Annotated in this window: 29 protein-coding genes; 23 read left to right on the plus strand and 6 right to left on the minus strand. The window is 60.0% G+C overall.

The window, feature by feature from the left end; genetic code table 11:
• Positions 1 to 692 (minus strand): signal recognition particle receptor subunit alpha (locus ACOTX2_RS15685; protein WP_421625940.1); only part of this gene is annotated, 692 nt, incomplete at its 3' end.
• A 126-nt stretch (positions 693 to 818) separates the two neighbouring features.
• Between ACOTX2_RS15685 and rsmD the strand changes: the two genes are divergently transcribed.
• Entirely contained in the window at positions 819 to 1,421 is a 603-nt protein-coding gene (gene rsmD, locus ACOTX2_RS15690; RefSeq protein ID WP_022649669.1) for a 16S rRNA (guanine(966)-N(2))-methyltransferase, read from the plus strand.
• A complete protein-coding gene (locus ACOTX2_RS15695; RefSeq protein ID WP_046620682.1) occupies positions 1,405 to 1,686 on the plus strand; it encodes a DUF1145 family protein in 282 nt (93 codons plus the stop codon). The genes rsmD and ACOTX2_RS15695 overlap by 17 nt, the downstream gene beginning before the upstream one ends.
• A gap of 87 nt (positions 1,687 to 1,773) precedes the next feature.
• Here the strand turns inward: ACOTX2_RS15695 and ACOTX2_RS15700 are convergent, their stop codons facing one another.
• Positions 1,774 to 2,133, minus strand: a complete 360-nt coding sequence (locus tag ACOTX2_RS15700) for a DUF2500 domain-containing protein (RefSeq protein WP_022649671.1) — start codon at positions 2,131 to 2,133, stop codon at positions 1,774 to 1,776.
• A gap of 129 nt (positions 2,134 to 2,262) precedes the next feature.
• On the opposite strand from ACOTX2_RS15700, the gene ACOTX2_RS15705 reads away from it, so the two are divergent.
• A complete protein-coding gene (locus ACOTX2_RS15705) occupies positions 2,263 to 2,889 on the plus strand; it encodes a lysoplasmalogenase (protein WP_022649672.1) in 627 nt (208 codons plus the stop codon).
• 76 nt (positions 2,890 to 2,965) lie between these two features.
• The gene (gene zntA, locus ACOTX2_RS15710; RefSeq protein ID WP_063148116.1) at positions 2,966 to 5,137 is read left to right on the plus strand and encodes a Zn(II)/Cd(II)/Pb(II) translocating P-type ATPase ZntA; all 2,172 of its coding nucleotides are present in this window, start codon (positions 2,966 to 2,968) and stop codon (positions 5,135 to 5,137) included.
• Between the two features lie 89 nt (positions 5,138 to 5,226).
• Here zntA and ACOTX2_RS15715 read toward each other — a convergent pair whose 3' ends face one another.
• From ACOTX2_RS15715 to tusA, 4 genes are all read right to left on the minus strand, one after another.
• Positions 5,227 to 6,513, minus strand: a complete 1,287-nt coding sequence (locus ACOTX2_RS15715; protein WP_022649674.1) for a TRAP transporter large permease — start codon at positions 6,511 to 6,513, stop codon at positions 5,227 to 5,229.
• 10 nt (positions 6,514 to 6,523) lie between these two features.
• Complete coding sequence (locus tag ACOTX2_RS15720) at positions 6,524 to 7,033, minus strand: TRAP transporter small permease (protein WP_023298808.1); 510 nt, start codon at positions 7,031 to 7,033, stop codon at positions 6,524 to 6,526.
• Positions 7,034 to 7,045: 12 nt separating this feature from the next.
• Entirely contained in the window at positions 7,046 to 8,017 is a 972-nt protein-coding gene (locus tag ACOTX2_RS15725; RefSeq protein WP_022649675.1) for a TRAP transporter substrate-binding protein, read from the minus strand.
• Between the two features lie 234 nt (positions 8,018 to 8,251).
• The gene (gene tusA, locus ACOTX2_RS15730; protein ID WP_000130627.1) at positions 8,252 to 8,494 is read right to left on the minus strand and encodes a sulfurtransferase TusA; all 243 of its coding nucleotides are present in this window, start codon (positions 8,492 to 8,494) and stop codon (positions 8,252 to 8,254) included.
• A gap of 169 nt (positions 8,495 to 8,663) precedes the next feature.
• On the opposite strand from tusA, the gene ACOTX2_RS15735 reads away from it, so the two are divergent.
• The 19 genes from ACOTX2_RS15735 to ACOTX2_RS15825 all read left to right on the plus strand — a co-directional run bounded on the left by ACOTX2_RS15735 (position 8,664) and on the right by ACOTX2_RS15825 (position 24,719).
• A complete protein-coding gene (locus ACOTX2_RS15735; protein WP_063148115.1) occupies positions 8,664 to 9,329 on the plus strand; it encodes a 7-cyano-7-deazaguanine/7-aminomethyl-7-deazaguanine transporter in 666 nt (221 codons plus the stop codon).
• Positions 9,330 to 9,401: 72 nt separating this feature from the next.
• On the plus strand, positions 9,402 to 9,959 hold the full coding sequence (locus tag ACOTX2_RS15740; RefSeq protein ID WP_022649677.1) for a DcrB family lipoprotein: 558 nt from the start codon (positions 9,402 to 9,404) through the stop codon (positions 9,957 to 9,959).
• A 135-nt stretch (positions 9,960 to 10,094) separates the two neighbouring features.
• Positions 10,095 to 11,144 (plus strand): AI-2E family transporter, encoded by a 1,050-nt coding sequence (locus ACOTX2_RS15745; RefSeq protein ID WP_003861270.1) that lies wholly within the window; start codon positions 10,095 to 10,097, stop codon positions 11,142 to 11,144.
• A gap of 125 nt (positions 11,145 to 11,269) precedes the next feature.
• Positions 11,270 to 11,992: a beta-ketoacyl synthase chain length factor gene (locus ACOTX2_RS15750; protein ID WP_063148114.1), complete on the plus strand. Its 723-nt coding sequence runs from the start codon at positions 11,270 to 11,272 to the stop codon at positions 11,990 to 11,992.
• Positions 11,989 to 12,804, plus strand: a complete 816-nt coding sequence (locus tag ACOTX2_RS15755) for a lysophospholipid acyltransferase family protein (protein WP_058677289.1) — start codon at positions 11,989 to 11,991, stop codon at positions 12,802 to 12,804. The genes ACOTX2_RS15750 and ACOTX2_RS15755 overlap by 4 nt, the downstream gene beginning before the upstream one ends.
• Complete coding sequence (locus tag ACOTX2_RS15760; RefSeq protein ID WP_003861263.1) at positions 12,785 to 13,042, plus strand: phosphopantetheine-binding protein; 258 nt, start codon at positions 12,785 to 12,787, stop codon at positions 13,040 to 13,042. The genes ACOTX2_RS15755 and ACOTX2_RS15760 overlap by 20 nt, the downstream gene beginning before the upstream one ends.
• An 11-nt stretch (positions 13,043 to 13,053) precedes the next feature.
• Entirely contained in the window at positions 13,054 to 13,305 is a 252-nt protein-coding gene (locus ACOTX2_RS15765; protein ID WP_022649680.1) for an acyl carrier protein, read from the plus strand.
• On the plus strand, positions 13,277 to 13,876 hold the full coding sequence (locus ACOTX2_RS15770; protein WP_058677288.1) for a hypothetical protein: 600 nt from the start codon (positions 13,277 to 13,279) through the stop codon (positions 13,874 to 13,876). The genes ACOTX2_RS15765 and ACOTX2_RS15770 overlap by 29 nt, the downstream gene beginning before the upstream one ends.
• A complete protein-coding gene (locus tag ACOTX2_RS15775; protein WP_063148113.1) occupies positions 13,869 to 15,215 on the plus strand; it encodes an AMP-binding protein in 1,347 nt (448 codons plus the stop codon). The genes ACOTX2_RS15770 and ACOTX2_RS15775 overlap by 8 nt, the downstream gene beginning before the upstream one ends.
• Positions 15,202 to 15,552 (plus strand): (3R)-hydroxymyristoyl-ACP dehydratase, encoded by a 351-nt coding sequence (locus ACOTX2_RS15780; RefSeq protein WP_022649683.1) that lies wholly within the window; start codon positions 15,202 to 15,204, stop codon positions 15,550 to 15,552. Before ACOTX2_RS15775 ends, ACOTX2_RS15780 begins: the two co-directional genes overlap by 14 nt.
• A complete protein-coding gene (locus tag ACOTX2_RS15785; protein WP_038416876.1) occupies positions 15,543 to 17,234 on the plus strand; it encodes a glycosyltransferase family 2 protein in 1,692 nt (563 codons plus the stop codon). Before ACOTX2_RS15780 ends, ACOTX2_RS15785 begins: the two co-directional genes overlap by 10 nt.
• Positions 17,235 to 17,237: 3 nt before the next feature.
• Entirely contained in the window at positions 17,238 to 17,660 is a 423-nt protein-coding gene (locus ACOTX2_RS15790) for an acyl-CoA thioesterase (RefSeq protein ID WP_006812302.1), read from the plus strand.
• Positions 17,657 to 18,262: an outer membrane lipoprotein carrier protein LolA gene (locus ACOTX2_RS15795; RefSeq protein ID WP_421625941.1), complete on the plus strand. Its 606-nt coding sequence runs from the start codon at positions 17,657 to 17,659 to the stop codon at positions 18,260 to 18,262. Before ACOTX2_RS15790 ends, ACOTX2_RS15795 begins: the two co-directional genes overlap by 4 nt.
• On the plus strand, positions 18,231 to 20,552 hold the full coding sequence (locus ACOTX2_RS15800; RefSeq protein ID WP_063148112.1) for an MMPL family transporter: 2,322 nt from the start codon (positions 18,231 to 18,233) through the stop codon (positions 20,550 to 20,552). The genes ACOTX2_RS15795 and ACOTX2_RS15800 overlap by 32 nt, the downstream gene beginning before the upstream one ends.
• Complete coding sequence (locus tag ACOTX2_RS15805; protein ID WP_022651978.1) at positions 20,549 to 21,127, plus strand: DUF3261 domain-containing protein; 579 nt, start codon at positions 20,549 to 20,551, stop codon at positions 21,125 to 21,127. Before ACOTX2_RS15800 ends, ACOTX2_RS15805 begins: the two co-directional genes overlap by 4 nt.
• Before the next feature lies 1 nt (position 21,128).
• Complete coding sequence (locus tag ACOTX2_RS15810) at positions 21,129 to 22,295, plus strand: beta-ketoacyl-[acyl-carrier-protein] synthase family protein (RefSeq protein ID WP_063148111.1); 1,167 nt, start codon at positions 21,129 to 21,131, stop codon at positions 22,293 to 22,295.
• Positions 22,295 to 22,768, plus strand: a complete 474-nt coding sequence (locus ACOTX2_RS15815) for a hypothetical protein (protein WP_063148131.1) — start codon at positions 22,295 to 22,297, stop codon at positions 22,766 to 22,768. Before ACOTX2_RS15810 ends, ACOTX2_RS15815 begins: the two co-directional genes overlap by 1 nt.
• Positions 22,762 to 23,493 (plus strand): 3-ketoacyl-ACP reductase FabG2, encoded by a 732-nt coding sequence (locus tag ACOTX2_RS15820; protein ID WP_032626847.1) that lies wholly within the window; start codon positions 22,762 to 22,764, stop codon positions 23,491 to 23,493. Before ACOTX2_RS15815 ends, ACOTX2_RS15820 begins: the two co-directional genes overlap by 7 nt.
• Positions 23,490 to 24,719, plus strand: a complete 1,230-nt coding sequence (locus ACOTX2_RS15825) for a beta-ketoacyl-ACP synthase (protein ID WP_023298820.1) — start codon at positions 23,490 to 23,492, stop codon at positions 24,717 to 24,719. The genes ACOTX2_RS15820 and ACOTX2_RS15825 overlap by 4 nt, the downstream gene beginning before the upstream one ends.
• Position 24,720: the final 1 nt, after the last annotated feature.

The raw sequence follows: 24,720 nt of genomic DNA on the forward strand, positions 1-24,720 counted from the left end.
ACGCCCACGTCCGCAATCAGCAGTTGCTCTTCCAGCTCCTCAAACAGATCGTCGTCGATCTTCTTGCCGCGGAACAGACTGATAAATCCGGAACCTAAGTTTTCTTTGGTTTTGAGCAGGCTGCGCTTCAGGCGCGCGAAGAAACCTTCTTTGGTCGGTTTTTCCTGCTCCTGAACGATCTCTTCTACGGCCTGCTCTTCCACCGGCACGACGATGACCGCTTCTTCAGCCGCTTCCGCCGCCAGCGCCTGGGCCTCCAGCTCTTCGTTGGTCAGCTCTGGCTCAAGGGCCGCTTCTTCTTCCACCGCCTCAACAATTTCAACGGTTTCCGCTTCGGCCTGCCACTCTTCGGCAGAAACTTCTTCAGCTTTCACCTCTTCCGGCAGCGGCAGCGCTTCGTGTTCGATAGCGGCCTGCGGCGCTTCGGTAAGGGTTTCAACGATAACCGGCTCTGGTTTTTCGCTCTCCTGAACCTGTTCAGTAACCTCAACCACCTCTTCAGCAAAGGATTCAATCTCTTCTTTGCTGTGGGCTGGCTCTTCCGCTTCGACAACCGCAGCGGTTTCGACAGGCGTTTCAGGCTGTGACTGCTCTTCTACAACCTGCTGTTCTTCGGTTTTCTGTTCTGTTTCTTGCTCTTTTTCACCGAAACCCAACCAGGAAAAGAAGCCACGTTTTTTTTGTTTTGCCATCTGCGACTACACTCCTCGCGGCGCTATATACAGGGAAGCTAAAAAAATGATGAAATAGTCTAACACTTTACTTAATTGACATCACCGCCCGCAATCGCAGGGCATTGTTAACAGAGCTTTCCTGAGATGAAGAAACCCACCCGCGCCCCGGCCGGACAAATTCGCATTATCGGCGGTCAGTGGCGAGGCCGGAAATTACCGGTGCCGGACAGCCCCGGTTTACGCCCTACCACGGACCGCGTTCGCGAGACGCTGTTTAACTGGCTCGCCCCGTCAATGGTAGACGCCCATTGCCTGGACTGCTTCGCCGGAAGCGGTGCATTAGGGCTGGAAGCGCTGTCGCGCTATGCTGCGAGCGCCACGCTGCTGGAGATGGAGCGCGGCGTCGCGCAGACGTTGCAGCAAAATTTGGCTACGCTGAAAGCAACCAACGCCAAAGTGGTGAATACCAACACGCTGAGCTTCCTCGCGCAACAGGGGACGCCGTTCAACGTGGTGTTTGTTGACCCGCCGTTCCGTAAAGGGCTGCTGGAAGAGACATTATCGTTGCTGGAAAAAAATGGCTGGCTGGCAGACGACGCGCTGATTTACGTTGAAAGCGAAGTGGAAAATGGTCTGCCGCCCGTTCCCGTTCACTGGGATCTGCACCGCGAGAAGGTCGCCGGCCAGGTGGCTTATCGTCTGTATCATCGTCAGGCACAAGGAGGATCCGATGCCAGTACTGATTAACGTAGGGCGCTTGCTGATGCTGGGCGTCTGGGCATTTTTGATTTTGAATCTGGTGCACCCGTTCCCGCGTCCGCTGAATATCTTCATTAACGTGGCGCTGATTTTCACCGCGTTCATGCATGCCTTGCAGATGGTGATGCTGAAAAACGGACTGCCGAAAGATAGCCCACCGATGACCGGCTGGCAGCAGCTGCGGGTGTTTATTTTCGGCGTATTTGAGCTGCTGGTGTGGATGAAGAAGTTTAAGACGCAGGTGAAGAAGTAACCCCCTCACCCTAACCCTCTCCCCGAAGGGGAGAGGGGACGCTTACACCCTCTCCCCTTCGGGGAGAGGGCCGGGGTGAGGGGAAAATTACTGCTCCGGTTCAAACCCTTCAAACCGCGACCCTTTGTAGCTCAGCGTGCCTTTCTCCCCCACCGTCAGCTGGTGGTACTGCTGCGCCTCCAGTCGGAAGGTCATCTCCAGCCCGCCGGTTTCCGGCTTAAAGCTCGCTTCATAGCGCATCGTTGTGCCCGCAGGCGTCACCTGCTGCTGGCGGGATCGGCGGTCATTAAGCGGTTTCTCGCGCTTGTTCGTCACCACCACGCGCTTTTGCATCAGCGGCGCGGCATCGTTGTCGGCCTTCTCACGGCGCTGCTGCACGAAGCGAAACGAGGCGGCAATGACGATAATCGCCAGCACGACAATAAAAAACAGCGGCATCTTGCTCATTGAAAAATCCCATCAGATTATGCGGAATTCAGGATACCTCGCCTGCCCCGGCATTGCCAAACGCCCGCTCGCGTCACTACACTGGATCAGAAACTGATCATTCAGCCTCAACAGTTACAGGGAGTTAATATGCTTTGGTCATTTATCGCTGTCTGTTTTTCCGCATGGCTTTACGTCGATGCGTCTTACCGTGGCCCAGCCTGGCAGCGCTGGTTGTTTAAACCCGTCACGCTATTGCTCCTGCTGTTGCTTGCCTGGCAGGCACCGATGTTTAACGCCATCAGCTATCTTGTCCTCGCGGGGCTGTGTGCGTCCCTGATTGGCGATGCCTTAACCCTGCTGCCGCGCCAGCGTCTGCTGTACGCCGTGGGGGCATTCTTCCTGTCGCATCTGCTCTATACCATCTACTTTGCCAGCCAGATGACGCTCTCCATCTTCTGGCCGCTGCCGCTGGTGCTGCTGGTGATTGGCGCCCTGCTGATCGCGGTGATCTGGTCGCGTCTGGAAGAGATGCGTCTGCCGGTGTGTACGTTTATCGCCATGACGCTGGTGATGGTGTGGCTGGCGGGCGAGCTGTGGTTCTTCCGTCCGACAGCGCCTGCGATGTCCGCGTTCTTCGGTGCCGCACTGTTGCTGTTGGGTAACATCGTCTGGCTGGGCAGCCACTATCGCCGCCGCTTCCGTGCGGATAATGCGATTTCTGCCGCCTGTTACTTTGCCGGACACTTCCTGATTGTGCGTTCGCTGTATATCTAAATAACGCTTGACTCTGGAGTCGACTCCAGAGTGTATGCTGCGGTTAATGAGAAAATTATCATTACCGGAGACTGCCATGTCGACTCCAGAAATACCTAAAAAAGTTCCCAAATTCTCGGCACTTAAGCTCAGCCCGGTTCCGCCAAAAGAGGACTGCTGCTGCGAGGGCGCATGCGAAACGCAAACTCAAACGCTGCCTGAAAGCGGCAATCACTACAGCTGGGTCGTCAACGGCATGGACTGCGCGGCCTGCGCCCGCAAAGTGGAAAACGCGGTGAAGCAGGTGCCGGGTGTGAACCACGTTCAGGTGCTGTTCGCCACTGAAAAGCTGCTGGTCAGCGCCGAAAACGACGTCAGCAGACAGGTTGAAGCCGCCGTCAGCAAAGCGGGTTATACCCTGCGCAGCGAAACGGCGCCCGCAGAAAAAACGTCTCCGCTAAAAGAAAATCTGCCCCTTATCACCCTCATCATCATGATGGCCCTGAGCTGGGGGCTGGAGCAGATCAACCACCCGTTCGGCAACCTGGCGTTTATCGCCACCACGCTGGTTGGCCTGTTCCCGATTGCCCGTCAGGCGCTGCGTCTGATGAGAAGCGGCAGCTGGTTTGCCATCGAAACGCTGATGAGCGTGGCGGCTATCGGGGCGCTGTTTATTGGCGCGACGGCGGAAGCGGCGATGGTGCTGCTGCTGTTCTTAATTGGCGAACGCCTTGAGGGCTGGGCGGCGAGCCGGGCGCGTAAAGGGGTGAGCGCGCTGATGGCGCTAAAGCCGGAAACCGCCACGCGGGTTATTGATGGTCAGCGTGAAACGGTCGCCATCAACACCCTGCGCCCGGGTGACGTGATTGAAGTGCCCGCAGGCGGACGTCTGCCAGCCGATGGGGCCCTCGTTACCGCCACCGCAAGTTTTGACGAAAGTGCCCTGACCGGGGAATCCATCCCGGTTGCGCGCGCGGCGGGTGAAAAGGTGCCTGCGGGCGCCACCAGCGTCGACCGACTGGTGCAGTTGACGGTCCTTTCCGAACCGGGCGACAGCGCCATCGACCGCATCCTCAGGCTGATTGAAGAGGCCGAGGAGCGCCGCGCGCCGGTAGAACGCTTTATCGATCGCTTCAGCCGGATTTACACCCCCGCCATCATGCTGGTGGCGCTGCTGGTCACCGTCGTCCCGCCGCTGTTCTTCGGCGCACCGTGGGAGGGCTGGATTTACAAAGGGCTGACGCTGCTGCTGATCGGCTGTCCGTGTGCGCTGGTGATCTCCACCCCGGCGGCGATTACCTCCGGGCTGGCGGCGGCGGCACGTCGCGGGGCGCTGATTAAGGGCGGCGCGGCGCTGGAGCAACTGAGTCAGGTCCAGCACATCGCCTTCGATAAAACCGGCACGCTGACCGTCGGCAAGCCGCAGGTGACCGGCGTGTATCCGCAGGACATCAGTGAAGACGCCCTGCTGACGCTGGCCGCTGCCGTGGAGCAGGGCTCCACCCACCCTCTGGCGCAGGCGATTGTGCGTGAAGCGAAGGGCCGCGGGCTGAACATCCCTCCGGCAACGGCCCAGCGAGCGCTGGTCGGGTCAGGGATTGAAGCTGTGGTCGAAGGCAAAAAAGTGCTGATCGCCGCGGCGGACGCGCGCTCTACTCCACAGGTTGAGGCGCTGGAGCAGGCCGGGCAGACGGTCGTTACCGTGATGCAGGACGGTGTGTCGATGGGCATGCTGGCGCTGCGCGACACCCTGCGTGACGATGCGAAAGACGCCGTCGACGCGCTACACAGGCTGGGAGTACAGGGCGTGATCCTGACCGGCGATAATCCGCGCGCGGCGGCGGCGATTGCAGGCGAGCTGGGGCTGGAGTTTAAGGCCGGATTGTTGCCTGCGGATAAAGTCAGCGCGGTAACCGAGCTGAACAGCAACGCCCCGCTGGCGATGGTCGGGGACGGAATAAACGATGCCCCGGCAATGAAAGCTTCCACCATCGGCATTGCGATGGGCAGCGGCACCGACGTGGCGCTGGAGACCGCCGACGCGGCGCTGACGCACAACCGCCTGACCGGGCTGGCGCAGATGATAGAACTTGCGCGGGCGACGCGCGCCAATATTCGGCAGAACATCGGCATTGCGCTGGGTCTGAAGGGGATTTTCCTGATCACCACGCTGCTCGGCATGACCGGACTGTGGCTGGCGGTACTGGCGGATACGGGGGCGACGGTGCTGGTTACGGCGAACGCGTTGCGGTTGTTGCGTCAAAGGTAAAAGTGAAACGGCAACCGGGTTGCCGGTTCTCGTGTTTACCCCCTCTCCCCGCGGGAGAGGGCCGGGGTGAGGGCATCAGGCCGCACGCGTCACTGCATTCCTAACAGCCCCGGCAACCACAATGAAATCGCCGGAATGTACGTCACCATCCCCAGCACGACCAGCAACATACCGTAAAACGGCAGCATCGCCCGCACCACGTGTTCGATCTTCTGCTTACTCACCGCACTCGCCACAAACAGCACCGACCCGACCGGCGGCGTGATCAGCCCAATTCCCAGGTTAACCATCATGATCATCCCAAAATGCACCGGGTCGATACCCAGTGCATTGGTCACCGGCAGCAGCACCGGCGTCAGGATCAGGATGATCGGCGCCATGTCCATCAGCGTGCCAATCAGCAGCAGCATGATGTTGAGGTACATGAGGATCACGTACTTGTTATCGGAGAGCGATGTGAAGAATTCGGTGATGCGCATCGGCAGTTGCATGTAGGTCATCACCGCCCCAAACGCCGCGGCAAAGCCGATTAAAATCATCACGATGGTGACGGTTTTCACCGTGCGGCACATCAGCTTCGGCAGTTCGCTCCACTTGTAGTCGCGGTAGATAAACATGGTGACGAAGAACGCCCACAGGCAGGCCACGGCGGCAGATTCGGTGGCGGTAAAAATCCCGGACAAGATCCCGCCGAGGATAATCACCACCGTCATCAGCCCCCACAGGGCATCGAGCATAATTTTCAGCGCCTGCCTGAACGGGATTTTGTCCCCCTTCGGGTAGCCGCGCTTGCGGGCGAAGCACAGGCAGAGCACCATCAGGCTCACGCCCAGCAGCAGGCCCGGCAGCACGCCCGCGATAAACAGCGTGGCGATGGAGACCGTTCCCCCCGCCGCCAGGGAGTAAATCACCGAGTTGTGGCTGGGCGGGATCAGAATCGCCTGCACCGACCCGCTGGCCGTCACCGCCGCCGCGTATTCGCGCGGATAACCCTTCTTCTCCATCTCCGGGATCATCACGCTGCCGATAGACGCCGTATCCGCCACCGACGAGCCGGAAATCGCGCCGAAGAACGTCGAGGCGACAATGTTCACCAGCGACAGCCCACCGCGGATAAAGCCGACGAACACGTAGGCGAAATTCACCAGCCGTCGGGCAATGCCCCCTTCCGCCATGATCGCCCCGGCAAGAATGAAGAACGGGATTGCCAGCAGGGTAAATTTATTGACCCCGCTGGTGATCTGGATCATCAGCGCCTCCAGCGGCAGGTCAATCCACAGCGCGCCCGCCACGGCGCTTAAGCCGACGGCGAAGGCCACCGGCATCCCCAGCGCCAGCAAAATGGCGAGGGTGAATAACAAAACAAAAGCATCCATTGTTCACCCCTTAACTGTGATTGCCGATCAGCACGACCGGACGGTTTTCCTGCGAGCCAAACAGCAGGCGTTCAAGCACAAACAGGATCAAAATGGCCGACCCGACAGGCAGAGGCAGATAGCTTTCGCCGGAGGTCAAGAGCGGAAACTCCGCCACCGGCTGCTCCCACAGCTCAACGCACAGCCAGTAGCTGTACCAGCACATCAGGCCAGAAATAAGCAGCATCAGCAGATCCACTACCCGCGCGCACAGCCTTTGCAGCGACGCGGGCAGGCGGTCGGTAAGCATGTTGACCGCAATATGCGACCCGGCGCGGTAGCTCACCGCCGCGCCGATGAAGGTAAACGTCACCATGCAGATAATGGCGATCGGTTCCGGCCAGGATTCGCCGCGATTGAGCACGTAGCGTGAGAAGATGCCGATGGGGATGACAATCGTCATCACCAGCAGCGAGAGACCCGCCACCGCCATGGCGAGCAGGTACAGACGATCCATCCACTTCAGGTAGAGTTCGGACATACGTACTCCGGATTACTGAACGTCAGCGATGGCTTTCATCAGATCCTGATGCTTGTCGCCATACTGCGCGCGCACCGGCTCAGTGGCTTTGATGAACACCGTTTTGTCGATATCGTGGAACTTCACGCCGCCAGCCTTCATTTTTGCCAGCGCCTGGTCGTTATACGCATTCCACAGCTTGCGCTGCTCGAACTGCGCTTCGCGGGCCAGCGTCAGGATCTTTTGCTGTTCGTCAGCGCTGAGCTTGTCCCATTTCACTTTGGAGTAGAGCAGCATTTCCGGAGTGATAAAGTGGCCGCTCAGCGTGTAGTTTTTGGCGATCGGCATGTAGTTGTGGGCGATAAAGGTTGGCGGGTTGTTCTCCGCGCCATCGATCACCCCGGTCTGCATGCCGCTGTAAACCTCGCTGACGCCCATCGCCACCGAGTTCGCCCCCATCGCTTTCAGCGTGGCCAGCGCCACCGGGCTACCCTGGACGCGGATCTTCTTCCCTTTCAGGTCTTCCGGTTTAACGATCGGCTCTTTGGTGATCAGGTTGCGGGTGCCGGAATCCATCCAGCCGAGGAAGACCAGGCGCGATTTCGGGTTGGCGGTCAGCTTGTCGCCAATCTGCTTGCCGATATCCCCGTCGATCACCTTGTGCATGTGGTCTTCATCGCGGAATACGTAGGGCAGCGTAAACACTTCGATATCCGGCAGGATGGCGGCAACCGGCGCCATAGAGACGCGGATCATGTCTATCGCCCCCATCTGCGCCTGCTCAATCATCTGCTTTTCATCCCCCAGCACGCCGCCGGGGAAGACCTTAATCTCCAGCTTGCCATCGGTTTGTTGTTTGAGTTTTTCACCCATCTGCTGAACCGCCACCACGTTCGGGTAGCCTTCAGGATGCACATCGGCGGCTTTGATGGTCTGGGCAGAAACGGTGCAGGCAAAAGCAGACAGGCACAGAGCAGCCAGTAACGGCTTGAGGGTCGTTTTCATTGAGTCAACTCCAGGGTAGTGAAATAAGCGTTAAAACGATGTTTTAGTTTTTGACGTTTAAAAATTAGACTACGGCTGGAAAAAGGAGGGTGAAGCGCCTCACAAAAAGCGCGAAATTTTGAAACGATGGTTCGAAATTGTGATGGGTGCTTGTCGGGTGGCGGCTGCGCCTTACCCGACCTACTACACCCGTAGGCCCGTGCAAGCGAAGCGCCGCCGAGCATCAGGCCGCACTTACCCCTTACGAATCAAATACCGGTACGGCAAGGTCTCGGTTTGCTGCGCTACCAGTTCATGTTCCATAAAGGTACAAAAACCGGGAATATCGCGGGTAGTGGCCGGGTCATCGGCGACGATCAGCAGCGTTTCGCCGCTCTGCATGTTACGGACGGTCTTACGCACCATCATTACCGGCTCCGGGCAACGGAGGCCCTGAGCATCAAGCGTGTGGTCTGGGCTGGAAAACAGGTCGGTCATGTTCTTCTCGTTCAGGTAAAAACGGCTGTAGTTTACGCCCCGCTATCGCCAATGCAAACCAGGTTAACGATTGCGTGAAAATTAGCCATTGCAAAGTGTCGTTAAAGCAGTATCATGCGGCGGCTTTATTGGGTTCCCTCACCCCAAATATTAATCAAAAAGGTACAATATGAACTCCTTTACACAATCGCAACGCGTCAAGGCGTTGTTCTGGCTTTCGCTATTTCATCTGCTGGTGATCATCTCCAGTAACTATCTGGTACAGCTCCCCATCTCCATTTTTGGTTTCCATACCACCTGGGGCGCGTTCAGTTTCCCGTTCATTTTCCTTGCGACGGATTTAACCGTGCGTATTTTTGGCGCACCGATGGCGCGGCGGATTATTTTTGCGGTGATGATCCCGGCACTGTTTGTCTCCTACGCCATCTCCTCGCTGTTTTACATGGGAAGCTGGCAGGGCTTCGAAGCCCTGACGCATTTCAACCTGTTCGTCGCGCGTATTGCCGCCGCCAGCTTTATGGCCTATGCCCTGGGGCAGATCCTCGATGTCCACGTGTTTAACCGCCTGCGTCAGAACCATCGCTGGTGGATGGCACCAACGGCTTCCACGCTGTTCGGTAACGTGAGCGATACGCTGGCCTTCTTCTTCATTGCCTTCTGGCGCAGCCCGGACGCCTTCATGGCAGAACACTGGATGGAAATCGCTCTGGTGGACTACGCCTTTAAGGTGCTTATCAGCCTGGTCTTCTTCCTGCCGATGTACGGCGTGCTGTTGAATATGCTGCTGAAAAGACTGGCAGATAAATCTGAAATGTCCGCATTGCAGGCAGGTTAAGGGTTCGCTTTATCAGTTGTGATAAGATGAACGAATGAGCCGCTATGGCCGTTTATCGAAAGGAAGAAGTCAATGCGCAATCTGGTTAAATATGTCGGGATTGGCCTGCTGGTTGTTGGCCTTGCAGCCTGTGATAACAGCGACACCAAAACGCCTGCTCAGGGCGCGTCAGCAGAAAGCAACGCCACCGGTCAGCCGGTGAGCCTGATGGATGGCAAACTCAGTTTCTCTCTGCCCGCGGACATGACCGATCAGAGCGGTAAGCTGGGCACCCAGGCGAACAACATGCACGTCTACTCCGATGCCACCGGGCAAAAAGCAGTCATTGTGATTGTCGGTGACGATACCAGCGAAGATCTGGGTGTGCTGTCCAAACGTCTGGAAGATCAGCAGCGCAGCCGCGACCCGCAGCTTCAGGTGGTGACCAATAAGTCTATCGAGCTGAAAGGCCACACGCTGCAACAGCTGGACAGCATCATCTCCGCCAAAGGCCAGACCGCTTACTCCTCCGTGGTTCTCGGCAAGGTAGATAATAAACTGCTGACCATGCAGATCACTCTGCCTGCAGATAATCAGCAAAAAGCGCAGGCAACCGCTGAAAACATCATTAACACCCTCGTGATCCAGTAATCGTTCACCAGGATGACGTGGCCTCCGTCGCTTGCGCCGGGGGCCATTTTTTTTCCATGACTTTAAGACTAACGCTCCAGACGAAGCGAATCCGGCGCACTACAATTAGCAAGCCCCCCGGAAAAAGGAATTCTTATGACTGCCAGCCCGCCCGACAAAGCCGGACTTCATATTTTATTAAAACTCGCCTGCCTGGTGGTTATCCTTGCGGGTATCCATGCGGCGGCGGATATCATTGTTCAGCTTCTGCTGGCGCTGTTTTTCGCCATCGTCCTCAACCCGCTGGTGACGTGGTTTTTACGCCGGGGCATCAGCCGCCCGGTCGCGATTACCATTGTGGTGATGGTGATGCTGGTTGTCCTGACGGCGCTGTTCGGCGTGCTCGCCGCCTCGCTGAGCGAATTTTCCACCATGCTGCCGCAGTACAATAAAGAGCTGACGCGCAAGCTGGTCGATCTCCAGCGCATGTTGCCGTTCGTGAATCTGCATATCTCACCGGAACGGATGCTGCGCCGGATGGATTCCGAGAAGGTGATGACCTACGCCACCACGTTGATGACCGGGCTTTCCGGGGCAATGGCCAGCATTCTGCTGCTGGTGATGACGGTGGTGTTTATGCTGTTCGAAGTGCGCCACGTGCCGTATAAGCTGCGTTTTGCCCTGAACAATCCGCAGATCCACATTGCCGGCTTGCATCGCGCGCTGAAGGGTGTGTCCAAATATCTGGCGCTGAAAACGCTGTTAAGCCTGTGGACCGGCGTGATCGTCTGGCTGGGGCTGGTGCTGCTGGACGTGCAGTTCGCGCTGATGTGGGGCGTGCTGGCGTTTTTACTGAACTACGTGCCCAATATCGGCGCGGTGCTTTCTGCCGTTCCGCCGATGATCCAGGCGTTCCTGTTTAACGGTTTTTATGAGTGCATGCTGGTAGGGGCGCTGTTCCTCGTCGTGCATATGGTGCTGGGCAATATTCTCGAACCGCGCATGATGGGTCACCGTCTGGGCATGTCGACGATGGTGGTGTTTTTATCGTTACTGATCTGGGGATGGCTGCTGGGACCGGTGGGCATGCTGCTCTCCGTGCCGCTCACCAGCGTCTGTAAAATCTGGATGGAAACCACGAAAGGAGGCAGTAAACTCGCCATTCTGCTGGGTCCGGGTCGGCCAAAAAGCCGTTTGCCGGGATAACCGGGTGGAAAGGGTTAAAAGTGACGTTTATTCGCCAGCGCGACGACAACATTGTACGATGTGCGCAGCAAATCGCGCTGGCGAAGAAAAAGTCACAGAAACAAGTTTATCGCGGACGCGCGTAGATGAAATTTACACTTACCCTTATCGACTGGCAGGCAAGAGCGCCAGGACTCAGCGATGCCGACGAATGGCAGGCATGGTCACGCCGGTCTGACGCCATCAATCCTGATGCACCGCTGGCGAAACTGACCGATCTGCCGATGATGACCGCCCGCCGCCTGAATTCAGGCAGCAAGCTGGCCGTCGATCTTGGCCTGATGATGCTGCGCAAACACCGCATCGACGCCGTCGTCTACAGCAGCCGTCACGGGGAGCTGGAACGCAATTTTCGTATTCTCCAGGCCCTGGCGGCAGATCAGCCCGTTTCCCCCACCGATTTTGCCATGTCGGTACACAACTCGGCGGTCGGCAATCTCACTATCGCCGCGCGTCAGCCTGTTGTCTCTTCGTCGGTTTCCGCCGGTATGGATACCTTCCAGCAGAGCTTATGCGAGGTGCTGAGTCTGCTACATGCGGGCTACTCACGCGTGTTGCTGGTAGATTTCGACGGTCTGCTGCCGGAGTTTTATCACGCCGGGCTGCCGCCGCAGATGCCCGTCTGGCCCTACGCGCTGGCGCTGGTAATTGAGGCCGGAAATACGCTCAGCTGTGAAACGCACGCCAACCGCAGGCCTGAAGAGCCCGCGCTGCCGCAAAGCCTGCAGTTCCTGCGCCATTACCTGCGGGACGAGCGCCAGTTTACCCTGCCGGGCGAGCGCCTGCTGTGGCAATGGACGCGCCAATGAGAGGGTTACGTTCCCGCCTCGATCGGGTATGGCGCATGCTGATGACCGGATTGTGCTTCGCCCTGTTCGGCCTCGGCGGGCTGACGCTGTCGCTGGTGTGGTTTAACCTGCTGCTGATTTTCCAGCGTGACCGCACCCAACGTCGCCGCCTGGCACGCCGCACTATTTCTGCCAGTTTCCGCCTGTTCCTCGCGGTGGTACGCGGTGTAGGGGTACTGGATTACCGTTTCAACAACCTGGACGTTTTGCGCGCCGAGCGGGGCTGTCTGGTGATTGCGAACCATCCCTCGCTGCTGGACTACGTTCTGCTGGCGTCGGTGATGAACGAAACTGACTGTCTGGTGAAAAGCGCGTTGCTGCGTAACCCGTTCGTCAGCGGCGTGATCCGCGCGGCGGACTATCTGATTAACAGCGAAGCCGACACGCTGCTTGCCGCAAGCCAGCAGCGTCTGGCCCAGGGCGACACCCTGCTTATCTTCCCTGAAGGCACCCGCACCCGAGTGGGGGAAGCCATTACCCTGCAACGTGGGGCGGCGAATATCGCCGTTCGCTGCAACAGCGCCGTGCGCGTGGTGGTGATCCACTGTAGCGAACGGATGCTGGATAAACAGAGCAACTGGTATAACGTGCCCCCCAACAAACCTGTTTTCACCGTGGATGTTCGCGAACGCATCAACATTCATGATTTTTATGATGCGAGTCAGCACGAACCCGCGCTGGCAGCAAGGCAGTTAAACCGGCATATGCAGCATCAGTTAACAACCGGTCTTCAATCTTTGTCAGGAACGAAAGATGCAAGCGCTCTATCTTGAAATTAAGAATCTCATTATCTCTACGCTGAATCTGGAAGAACTTACCCCAGAGGATATTGATACAGACGCCGCGCTCTTTGGCGACGGCCTCGGTCTGGACTCAATCGACGCCCTTGAGCTGGGGCTGGCGGTAAAAAATCAGTACGGCGTAGTGCTTTCTGCCGAAAGTGACGAGATGCGTCAGCACTTCTATTCCGTTGCCACGCTCGCGGCTTTTATTCATCAACAACGCGCCTGAGAATGACCGCTATGACAGAACAACAAACGATTTATCAGGAAGTCTCTGCGCTTCTTATTACGCTGTTTGAAGTCGCCCCGGAGGATATTACCCCTGAGGCACGGCTTTACGAGGATCTGGATCTCGACAGCATTGATGCCGTCGATATGGTAGTGCACCTGCAAAAGAAAACGGGCCATAAAATCAAGCCCGAAACCTTCAAAGCGGTGCGCACGGTGCAGGACGTCGTGGACGTTGTGGAACAGCTTCAGCGCGACGCGTAACGTGCGTTCGATTCCAGTTCTTCCCGCCCTGACGGGGCTGATGCTGCTGGCATGGCCGTTTTTGATCGGCTTCGGGCTGGCGAATAATAGCCTGCACGGGATACTGCCCGTGATGGCGCTGGTGCTGCTGTTACGCGTCTGCCAGGCCCGTCGGCAGGGCGGTCCCCTGCGTTATCTTTTCGTGAGCGTGGCGCTGGCTGGCATAGCGCTTTGCGCGGCGAGCTACGTCCTGCACGCGCACCAGTGGGTGCTGTTTTATCCGGTGGTGGTGAATCTGGTGATGCTGGCGGTGTTTGGCGGTTCGCTGTGGACGGCAATGCCTGTCGTTGAACGGCTGGCGCGCCTGCGTGAACCGGACCTCTCCCCTGTCGGGGTACGTTACACGCGCCGGGTTACCCGGGTCTGGTGCGGCTTTTTTATTATTAACGGGGCGATCGCGCTGTTTACCGTATTACACGCCGATATCCGTCTGTGGACGCTGTGGAACGGAATGATAGCCTATCTCCTGATGGGCACGCTGATGGCCGGCGAGTGGCTGGTGCGACAACGGGTGATGAAAAACGATGCTTAACCCTCTCCCGCTTAGCCAGTGGCTCAGTGCCCCCCGCCCTGACGACACCCCTGTCGCCTGGCAGGACAACCATCTCTGGACGCTTGGCGATCTGCGCCACGATGTCACTCAGCTGGTCGACACGCTGCGTGATGAAGAAGGCGAGCGCTGGGCGCTGTGCATCGAAAACGGCTATCTGTTTATTGTCGCGCTGCTGGCGACGCTGCATGCGGGTAAAACGCCGGTCCTCCCTGGGCACAACCGGGCGGCGCAGCTTAACGAACAGCGGGCGCTGTTCAGCGGCGTCCTGAGCGACACCACGCTCGATTTTCAGGGGCGACAGCTGCGGGTGGCTTCCGCTCAGCGGGCAGGCCATCCCTTTTCACCGCTGCCTGCCATCGATGAGATGCGCACGATCGAGCTTTACACCTCCGGCTCGACCGGCACGCCGCAGCGGGTGAGTAAGCCGGTGGTCAGCCTGGATCGTGAGGCTCGTCTGCTGGCGGAACATTTTGGCGATCGTCTGGCAGGCTGTCACGTCGTCGCTTCCGTGGTGCTGCACCACCTGTATGGCCTGACGTTTCGTGTCGTCTTACCCATGGCGCTCGGCCTGCCGCTGCACGCCAGCCTGCTCAACTATGCCGAGCAGCTCTCTGCCCTTCCCGACGATAAACGCTATCTTTTCATCAGCAGTCCGGCGTTTCTCAAGCGGCTGGACGCGTCGCTGACGCCGCCCCCCGTCAACCTGCTCTTCTCCGCTGGCGGCGCGCTGCCCTGGCAGGAGGTCGCCGCGGTTCAGGCCTGGCTCAACGTCTGGCCGGATGAAATATACGGCAGCACAGAAACGGGGGTTATGGCCTGGCGCTACCGTCAGGAGGAAAGCATCCGCTGGCAGCCTTTCCCCGGCGTGACGTTTCACGGCGATCGCGTGACGTCGCCGCTGATCCCCGAGGCGGAGGGGGTCCTGCTGGATGATATCCTGCACTTCACGGCTGACGGGCAGTTCAGCCTCGTCGGGCGCCGCGGTCGGGTGGTCAAAATTGAAGATAAGCGCATTTCGCTCGATGACATTGAGCGCCGCCTGCTGGCGCTGGACGGCATCCGCGAAGCCGCCGCGCTGACGGTGACGCGCGGCGGGCGTCAGGGTATTGGCGTATTGCTGGTGCTGAATGAAGCGGTGCGTCAGCAACACGAACAGAGCAAAAAAGCGCAGGAGCTCGCCTGGCGTCGCGCCCTTCGCCCCTGGCTTGAACCGGTTGCCGTGCCGCGCTACTGGCGGATCGTTGATGAAATTCCGGTCAACAGCATGAACAAGCGCGTAACTGCCCAGCTACAGGAGTTGTTTCATGAAAATCCCTGAAATCGAACGCCGCGAGCCTGGCCCCGGGTATCTGGAGATAACCCTTTATCTTGATCCTGACCTGCTCTGGTTTAAGGGACATTTCGCCGTACAGCCGCTGCTGCCGGGCGTGGCCCAGCTCGACCGGGTGATGCATTACGCTGCCGCGCTGGCGCCGGGCTACCGTTTTCACAGTATTCAGAACGTAAAGTTCGCCGCCCCGCTGTTGCCGGAGAACACGGTCACGCTGCTCCTTGCCTGGCAGCCCGAACGCCAGATGCTGACCTTTAGCTACCAGCGCCATGCGGGTAACGAGCGCCACACCGCCAGCAGCGGGAAGATTCGCTTATGTCAGTAACCTTCCGTCCCTGCGTGCTGATCCCGTGCTACAACCACGGGGCGATGATGGCTTCGGTGCTGGCGCGCCTGGCGCCTTTCGATCTGCCCTGTCTGGTGGTGGACGACGGCAGTGATGAAACCACGCGCCGCACGCTTGAAGCGCTGGCGGCGGATCGTCCGCAGGTCACGCTGCTGCGCCTCGCCGAAAACAGCGGCAAAGGCGCGGCGGTGATGCAGGGGCTGAAAGCCTGTGCCGATCGCGGCTTCACCCACGCCGTTCAGGTGGACGCTGACGGCCAGCACGCTATTGAAGACATCCCCAAACTGCTGGCGCTGGCCGAACGCCATCCCGATGCGCTCATTTCCGGTCAGCCCGTTTATGATGACTCGATCCCCCGTTCGCGCCTGTACGGGCGCTGGATAACACACGTCTGGGTCTGGATTGAAACCCTCTCCCTGCAACTGAAAGACAGCATGTGCGGGTTTCGCGTTTACCCGATAGCGCCGGTAATGCGCCTGGCGGCGGGCACGCCGCTTGGCAGGCGGATGGATTTTGATACTGAAGTGATGGTGCGCCTCTACTGGCAGGGCAACACCAGCTATTTTCTGCCCACCCGCGTGACCTATCCGCCGGACGGGGTATCCCATTTCGATGCCCTGAAAGACAACGTGCGCATCTCGTTGATGCATACCCGTCTGTTTCTCGGCATGCTGCCGCGCATTCCTTCCCTGCTGATGCGTCGCCGCTCGCAGCACTGGGCGCAGCAGCAGGAGGTGAAAGGATTATGGGGCATGCGCCTGATGCTGCGCGTCTGGCAGTTGCTGGGGCGAAAGGCGTTTACCATCCTGCTGTGGCCGGTTACGGCCGTCTACTGGCTGACCGCCCGCGCTGCGCGTCAGGCGTCGCAGCAGTGGCTGACGCGGGTTAAAACGGTGATGGCACAGCGGCAAATGCCGCAACCCGCACGGCTTAACAGTTTTTCCCACTTCCTGCGCTTCGGTCATGCCATGCTGAACAAAGTGGCCAGCTGGCGCGGCGAAATGAAGCTTCATCGCGATCTGGTCTTTGCGCCAGGCGCGCAGGAGGCGCTGGGTCTTGACGATCCTCAGGGCAAACTGCTGCTCGCGTCGCATCTTGGCGATGTGGAAGCCTGCCGGGCGCTGGCCCAGCGCGAAGGGGCGAAAACCATCAACGCGCTGGTCTTTAGCGACAATGCTCAGCGTTTTAAACAGGTGATGGAGGAGATGGCGCCGCAAGCGGGCATTCACCTGATGCCGGTCACCGACATTGGCCCGGAGACCGCCATCCTCATTAAAGAGAAGCTGGATCGCGGCGAATGGGTGGCGATCGTGGGCGATCGCATCGCCGTCACCCCGCAGCGCGGCGGCAGCTGGCGGGTGATATGGAGCGAATTTATGGGCCAGCCCGCGCCGTTCCCGCAGGGACCGTTTATCCTGGCGTCCCTATTGCGCTGCCCGGTGGTGCTGATTTTTGCCCTCTGCCAGCAGGGAAAGCTGACCCTGCACTGCGAGCCGTTTGCCGACCCGCTGCTGCTGCCGCGCGGCGAACGCCAGCAGGCGCTACAGCAGACCGTCGATCGCTATGCGCAGCGGCTGGAGCATTACGCGCTCTTGTCGCCGCTCGACTGGTTTAATTTTTTCGATTTCTGGCAGCTGCCAGAGGTCAACGAGAAGGAGTAAAGGGTGCTGACCGATCCCCGCTTTACGGCTGAAGTTGAAATCACCGTTCCGTTCCACGACGTCGATATGATGGGCGTGGTGTGGCACGGCAACTATTTCCGCTATTTTGAGATTGCCCGCGAAGCGCTGCTCAACCAGTTTGATTACGGCTATCGCCAGATGAAAGCGTCCGGCTACGTCTGGCCGGTGGTGGATACGCGGGTGAAATACCGCGACGCGGTGACCTTCGAGCAGCGCATTCGCGTCCGCGCCCATATTGAAGAGGTTGAAAACCGTCTGCGCATCGCCTATCAAATCTTCGACGCGCAAACCGGGAAACGCACCACCACCGGCTACACCATTCAGGTGGCGGTGGAAGAAGCAAGCCGGGAGATGTGCTTTGTCAGCCCGGCCATTCTGTTCGAACGCATGGGGATCGCGCCATGAAGTGGATAACGCTACTCGCGCTGCTGGTAAGCCCGCTGGTGAACGCGGTCACGCTGGATGAACTGCAACAGCGGTTTGCGGAGCAACCGGTGGTGCGCGCACACTTCGAACAGACCCGCACGATAAAGGACATGCCTCAGCCCCTGCGCTCGCAGGGGGAGATGCTGATCGCCCGTGACAATGGCCTGCTGTGGGATCAAAAAGCGCCGTTCCCGTTGACGCTGCTGCTGGATGACAAACGGATGGTGCAAATCGTCAACGGTCAGCCGCCGCAGACCATTACCGCCGACACTAACCCGCAGATGTTCCAGTTCAACCATCTGCTGCGGGCGCTGTTCCAGGCCGACCGCAAGGTGCTGGAAGAGAACTTCCGCGTCGATTTCAAAGACCTGGGCGAAGGCCGCTGGTCGCTGGTACTGACGCCCGTCACCACGCCGCTGGACAAGATTTTCTCCACCCTTGATTTGAAGGGCGCGATCTATCTGGAATCCATTCGCCTGAACGATAAGCAGGGCGACACGACGGATATCGCCCTCTCCCGCCACCAACTGACCCCCGCCCGCCTGACCGATGCAGAACGCCAGCGCTTTGCCGCACCGTAACGCCCTGCGCCCGGCGCTGCTGTGGGCCGCGGTATGCCTGATCCTGCTGGGCGTGCTGCTGTCGCTGCTGCCCGGCGCGCGGCTGAACAGCAGCGTGCTCGCCATGCTGCCGAAACAGACGCTCGGCGCGATCCCTCCCGCCCTCAACGACGGATTTATGCAGCGCCTCGACCGCCAGCTCATCTGGCTGGTCAGCCCTGGTAAACAGCCGGACCCGCGCGTGGCGCAGCAGTGGTTAACCCTGCTGCAACGCAGCCAGGCGCTGAGTGTCGTAAAAGGTCCGCTGGATGCCGCCGGGCAACAGGCCTGGGGAGATTTCTTCTGGCAGCACCGCAATGGCCTGGTCGATCCGGCCACCCGCGCCCGCCTGCAAAACGGCGGTGAAACGCAGGCTCAGTGGATCCTGTCCCAGCTCTACTCCGCCTTTTCCGGCGTGAGCGGCAAGGAGCTGCAAAACGATCCGCTGATGCTGATGCGCGGCGCGCAGCTCGCGCTGGCGAAGAACAGCCAGAAGATGCAGCTGATGGACGGCTGGCTGGTGACAAAAGATGCGGCCGGGAACTACTGGTATCTGCTGCACGGCGAGCTGGCAGGCTCGTCGTTTGACATGCAGCAAACCCACCAGCTGGTGACCACCCTCAACGCGTTGCAGCAGACGCTGAAAAGCCAGTATCCACAGGCGCAGCTGCTGTCGCGCGGGACGGTGTTCTACAGCGATTACGCCAGCCAGCAGGCTAAAAAAGATATTTCCACGCTCGGCGTCGCCACGGTGCTCGGGGTGATCCTGCTGATTGTGTCGGTGTTTCGCTCCGTGCGTCCGCTGCTGCTGAGCCTGCTCTCCATTGCCATCGGCGCACTGGCGGGGACGGTCGTGACGCTCCTGCTGTTCGGTGAGCTGCACCTGATGACGCTGGTGATGAGCATGAGCATCATCGGCATCTCGGCGGACTATACGATTTACTACCTCACGGAGCGGATGGTGCACGGCGCGGAACACTCGCCCTGGCAAAGCCTGGCAAAAGTGCGTAACGCGCTGCTGCTGGCGCTGCTGACTACCGTCGTGGCGTATCTCTTCATGATGCTGGCCCCCTTCCCCGGCATTCGTCAGATGGCGGTGTTCGCCGCCGCAGGGCTGAGCGCCTCGTGCCTGACGGTAATTTTCTGGCACCCGTGGTTGTGCCGTGGCATGCCGGTTCGCCCGATCCCCCTGAGAGGGATGATGCAGCGCTGGCTGAACGCCTGGCGCGACAGCAAAGCCCTCTCCGTCGGGCTGCCGGTAGCACTGGCGCTGCTCTCCGCCATCGGGATCGCCAGCCTGCGGGTGGATGACGATATCGCCCGGCTTCAGGCGCTGCCGCAGGACATTCTGGCGCAGGAAAAAACCATCACCGCCCTGACCGGGCAAAATGTCGATCAGAAGTGGTTCGTGGTGTATGGCGCGTCGGCTCAGGAAACGCTGGAGCGGCTGGAGGCGTTTACCCCAGCGCTGGCGCAGGCGCAAAAAGCCGGAGAATTAACCCGCTGGCGCACCCTGCCGCTGAACTCGCTGGCGCGGCAGAACAGCGATCTGCAACTTCTGCGTAACGCCGCGCCGACGGTGACGAAAATGCTGCAAAGCACGGGGCTGAATGCCGTCGCCCCGAATCTGAACGCCATGCCTGTCAGCGTGGAGGCGTGGCTCGCCAGTCCGGCCAGCGAGGGCTGGCGTTTGCTGTGGCTGACGCTGCCGGATGGCAAAAGCGGTGTGCTGGTCCCGGTCGATGGCGTCAGAAACAGCGCTGCGCTCGGTGAGCTGGCCGCCCGCCATCCCGGAGTCGTCTGGGTTGACCGTAAGGCCAGCTTCGACAGCCTGTTTGCACTCTACCGCGCGCTGCTGACGGGGCTGCTGGGCGTGGCGCTGGCGGTGATAGCCTGCGGCGCGGTGGTGCGCCTCGGCTGGCGAAAAGGGCTGGTGGCGCTGGTGCCGTCCGTGCTGTCGCTGGGCGGCGGGCTGGCGGCGCTGGCCGTGACGGGCCATCCGGTGAACCTGTTTTCCCTGCTGGCGCTGGTGCTGGTCCTCGGCATTGGCATCAACTACACGCTGTTTTTCAGCAACCCGCGCGGCACGCCGCTGACCTCCATGCTGGCGATTACCCTCGCCATGATGACCACCCTGCTGACGCTGGGGATGCTGGTGTTCAGCACCACTCAGGCCATCAGCAGCTTTGGCATTGTGCTGGTGAGCGGTATCTTCACCGCGTTCCTGCTCGCCCCGCTGGCGATGCCGACTAACAAAGAGAACTTACCATGACCCGTTTCATTCGCCTGGCGGCAGTGATGATGGCCCTGTTGCTGGCGGGGTGTAGCCATACGACGAACCGCGATGACGCGCGCCCTCAGGCCTGGCTCCAGCCCGGTACCCGTGTCACGCTGCCACCGCCGGGCATCACGCCTGCCATCCGCGCGCAGCAGTTGCTTACCGGCAGTTTTAAAGGCCAGACCCAGTCGCTGCTGGTGATGCTGAACGCCGATGGAAATAAAGTGACGCTTGCCGGCCTCTCCTCCGTCGGGATCCGCCTGTTCCTCGCCACCTACGACGACACCGGGATCCACACCGAGCAGTCGGTTGTGATGCCGCAGTTGCCGCCCGCCAGCCAGGTGCTGGCCGACGTGATGCTCAGCCACTGGCCGCTCAGCGCCTGGCAGCCGCAGTTGCCGAAAGGCTGGACGCTGAACGATACTGACACCAGACGCGAACTGCGCAACCCCGATGGCAAGCTGGTCACGGAAATTGCCTACCTGAACCGTAACGGCAGGCGCGAACCGATTAGCATTGTGCAGCACGCTTTTCACTACCACATCACCATTCAATATCTGGGTGACTGAGATGATTTATCTTTCTGCCGTTGGCATGGTCAACGCGCTCGGCAACTCGGCTGATGAAATAGCGGCAAACCTGAACGCTGGCGTGGCCCCCGGGATGCGCCAGCGTGCGGGCTGGCTACAGGGCTTACCCGAGGCCGTGCTGGGCGGGGTGGAGGGTGATCTTCCCCCTGTTCCCGGGTCTTTTTCTGCGCATCGAAGTCGCAACAACCAGCTGCTGCTGGCGGCGCTGGCGCAAATCCGGCCCGCCGTCGATGCGGCCATTGCGCGCGTGGGGCGCGACCGCGTGGCGGTGGTGCTGGGCACCAGCACCTCCGGACTGGACGAGGGTGATGAGTACGTGCGCCGCGCGCAGAACGGCGAGCGCAGCCCGCAGTGGCAATATCCGCAGCAGGAGCTGGGCGATCCGTCGCGCTTTCTCGCCAGCTGGCTTGCGCTGGACGGCCCGGCGTATACCATCTCGACCGCCTGCTCCTCCAGCGCACGGGCGATCATCAGCGGCCGTCGCCTGATCGACGCCGGTCTGGTGGACGTCGCCATCGTCGGCGGGGCCGACAGCCTGAGCCGAATGCCGGTCAACGGCTTCAACAGCCTGGAATCCTTCTCCCCGACCCTGTGCGAACCGTTTGGCCGCAACCGTCGGGGGATCACCATTGGCGAAGCGGCAGCACTGATGGTACTGACCCGCGAGCCGGGCGAGATTGCGCTCCTGGGCGCGGGGGAATCCAGCGATGCGTACCATATTTCCGCCCCACATCCGCAGGGCGAAGGGGCGATCCGCGCCATCACCCAGGCGCTGAACGAGGCGGGCATGACGGCGGCGGACGTCGGTTATATCAACCTGCACGGCACCGCCACGCCGCTGAACGATCGCATTGAGGCGCAGGTGATCCACGAACTCTTTGGCGACCGCGTGCCGTGCAGCTCCACGAAACATCTTACCGGCCACACGCTGGGTGCCGCGGGGATCACCGAGGCCGCCCTGAGCTGGTTGATCCTGACCCGAGACCTGCCGCTGCCGCCGCAGGATTTTTCCCGCTACGCGCCGGACGACACCCTGCCCGCCTTCGGCCTACTGCACCAGAGCGCACCGCTGAATAAACCAGTGATCCTGTCAAACTCCTTCGCGTTTGGCGGCAACAACGCCAGCCTTCTGCTGGGGAGAGTATGATGCGCTACTTACCACCCGGGGATTATCTTCCTCACGACACGCCGATGCTGCTGCTTGAGAGCGTGGAAAGCGTCACCGATGACCGCGCCGTTTGCAACGTGACGGTGAACGATCGGGGCGTTCTGGCGCCGTTTCTGGACGCAGGCGGCAACCTGCCCGGCTGGTTTGCGCTGGAGCTGATGGCTCAGACCGTGGGCGTCTGGTCTGAATGGCATCGGATGCAAAAAGGGCTGCCGCACTGTGCGCTGGGCATGGTGCTGGGCGCGCGCGAGCTGGTGTGCGACGCAGGGCATTTTGCCGCAGGCAGCACGCTGACCATCACCATCGAACGTCTGATGCAGGATGAACGCTTTGGCAGCTTCGAGTGCACCATTCATGCGGATAGTGTCTCCCTCGCCACGGGCCGCGTGAACACCTTCCAGCCGAGCGAGGAAGAATTAACCACACTTTTCAACCAGGGAACACCATCATGAGATCCGTACTGGTCACCGGCGCCAGCAAAGGCATTGGCCGCGCTATCGCCCTTCAGCTTGCGGCGGACGGTTTCACCGTCGGCGTGCATTACCATCGTGATGAAGCGGGCGCGCAGGAGACGCTGGAAGCGATTGTCCAGGCAGGCGGCGCGGGCCGTTTACTCACCTTTGACGTGGGCAACCGCGAGCAGTGCCGTACGGTGCTGGAACAGGCGATCGCTGACCACGGCGCGTGGTATGGCGTGGTCAGTAACGCCGGTATTACCCGCGACGGCGCATTTCCGGCGCTCAGCGACGATGACTGGGACAGCGTGATCCACACCAATCTCGACAGTTTTTATAACGTCATTCATCCCTGCATTATGCCGATGATCGGCACCCGCAAGGGCGGGCGGATCATCACCCTGTCGTCGGTGTCAGGCATTATGGGCAACCGTGGGCAGGTGAACTACAGCGCGGCGAAAGCCGGGATCATCGGCGCCACCAAAGCGCTCGCCACCGAGCTGGCAAAACGCAAAATCACCGTCAACTGCATCGCGCCGGGGCTGATTGATACCGGTATGATCGAGATGGATGAAGCCGCGCTGAACGCGGCGATGTCGATGATCCCGATGCAGCGTATGGGCCAGGCCGAGGAAGTGGCCGGGCTGGCGAGCTACCTGATGTCGGATAAAGCAGGCTATGTGACGCGACAGGTGATATCGATCAACGGAGGCATGCTATGACCCGCCGGGTAGTGATTACGGGCATGGGCGGCATCACCGCATTCGGCGAGGACTGGCCGACCATCTCGCGCCGTCTGCGCGAGTATGAAAATGCGGTACGTACCATGACGGAGTGGCAGGCGTATGACGGCCTGCAAACCCTGCTCGCCGCGCCGATTGAAGATTTCACCCTCCCCGCTCACTATACCCGTAAGCGCATTCGCGCCATGGGCCGCGTGTCGCTGCTCTCAACCCGCGCCACCGAGCTGGCGCTGGAGCAGGCGGGACTGATCGACGACGCGGTGCTGACCAACGGTCAGACCGGCATCGCCTACGGCTCGTCGACGGGCAGCACCGGACCGGTCAGCGAGTTTGCCTCCATGCTCACCGAAAAGCACACCCACAACATCACCGGCACCACCTACGTGCAGATGATGCCGCACACCACGGCGGTGAATACCGGACTGTTCTTTGGCCTGCGCGGACGGGTGATCCCCACCTCAAGCGCCTGTACCTCTGGCAGCCAGGCGATTGGCTACGCCTGGGAAGCGATTCGTCACGGCTACCAGACCGTGATGGTGGCAGGCGGCGCGGAAGAGCTGTGCCCGTCGGAAGCGGCGGTTTTCGATACCCTGTTTGCCACCAGCCAGCGTAACGACGCGCCCAAAACCACGCCGTCGCCGTTTGACGTTCAGCGCGATGGCCTGGTGATTGGCGAAGGGGCGGGCACGCTGGTGCTGGAAGCGCTGGATCACGCCAGAGCACGCGGGGCGACAATCTATGGCGAGATCGTGGGCTTTGCCACCAACTGCGATGCGGCGCACATCACCCAGCCCCAGCGTGAAACCATGCAGGTGTGTATGGAGCAGTCGCTGGCGATGGCGGGTCTTAGCCCGCAGGACATTGGCTACATTTCTGCCCACGGCACGGCAACCGATCGCGGGGATATCGCCGAGAGTCAGGCGACCGCCGCTATTTTCGGCGACAGCGTGCCCATCTCATCCTTAAAGAGCTATTTCGGCCATACCCTGGGTGCCTGCGGCGCGCTGGAAGCCTTGCTGAGTCTGCATATGATGCGGGAGGGCTGGTTCACGCCGACGCTCAATTTAAGACAACCGGATGAGCAATGCGGCGCTTTAGATTATATTATGGGGGAAACCCGCCCGATTGATTGCGAATTTATTCAGAGCAATAACTTTGCCTTTGGCGGCATTAATACCTCGATAATCATTAAACGCTGGGCGTAAC

The sequence above is a fragment of the Enterobacter cloacae complex sp. IR5412 genome (genome assembly GCF_049237385.1).
In the GTDB taxonomy this organism is placed as follows: domain Bacteria; phylum Pseudomonadota; class Gammaproteobacteria; order Enterobacterales; family Enterobacteriaceae; genus Enterobacter; species Enterobacter intestinihominis.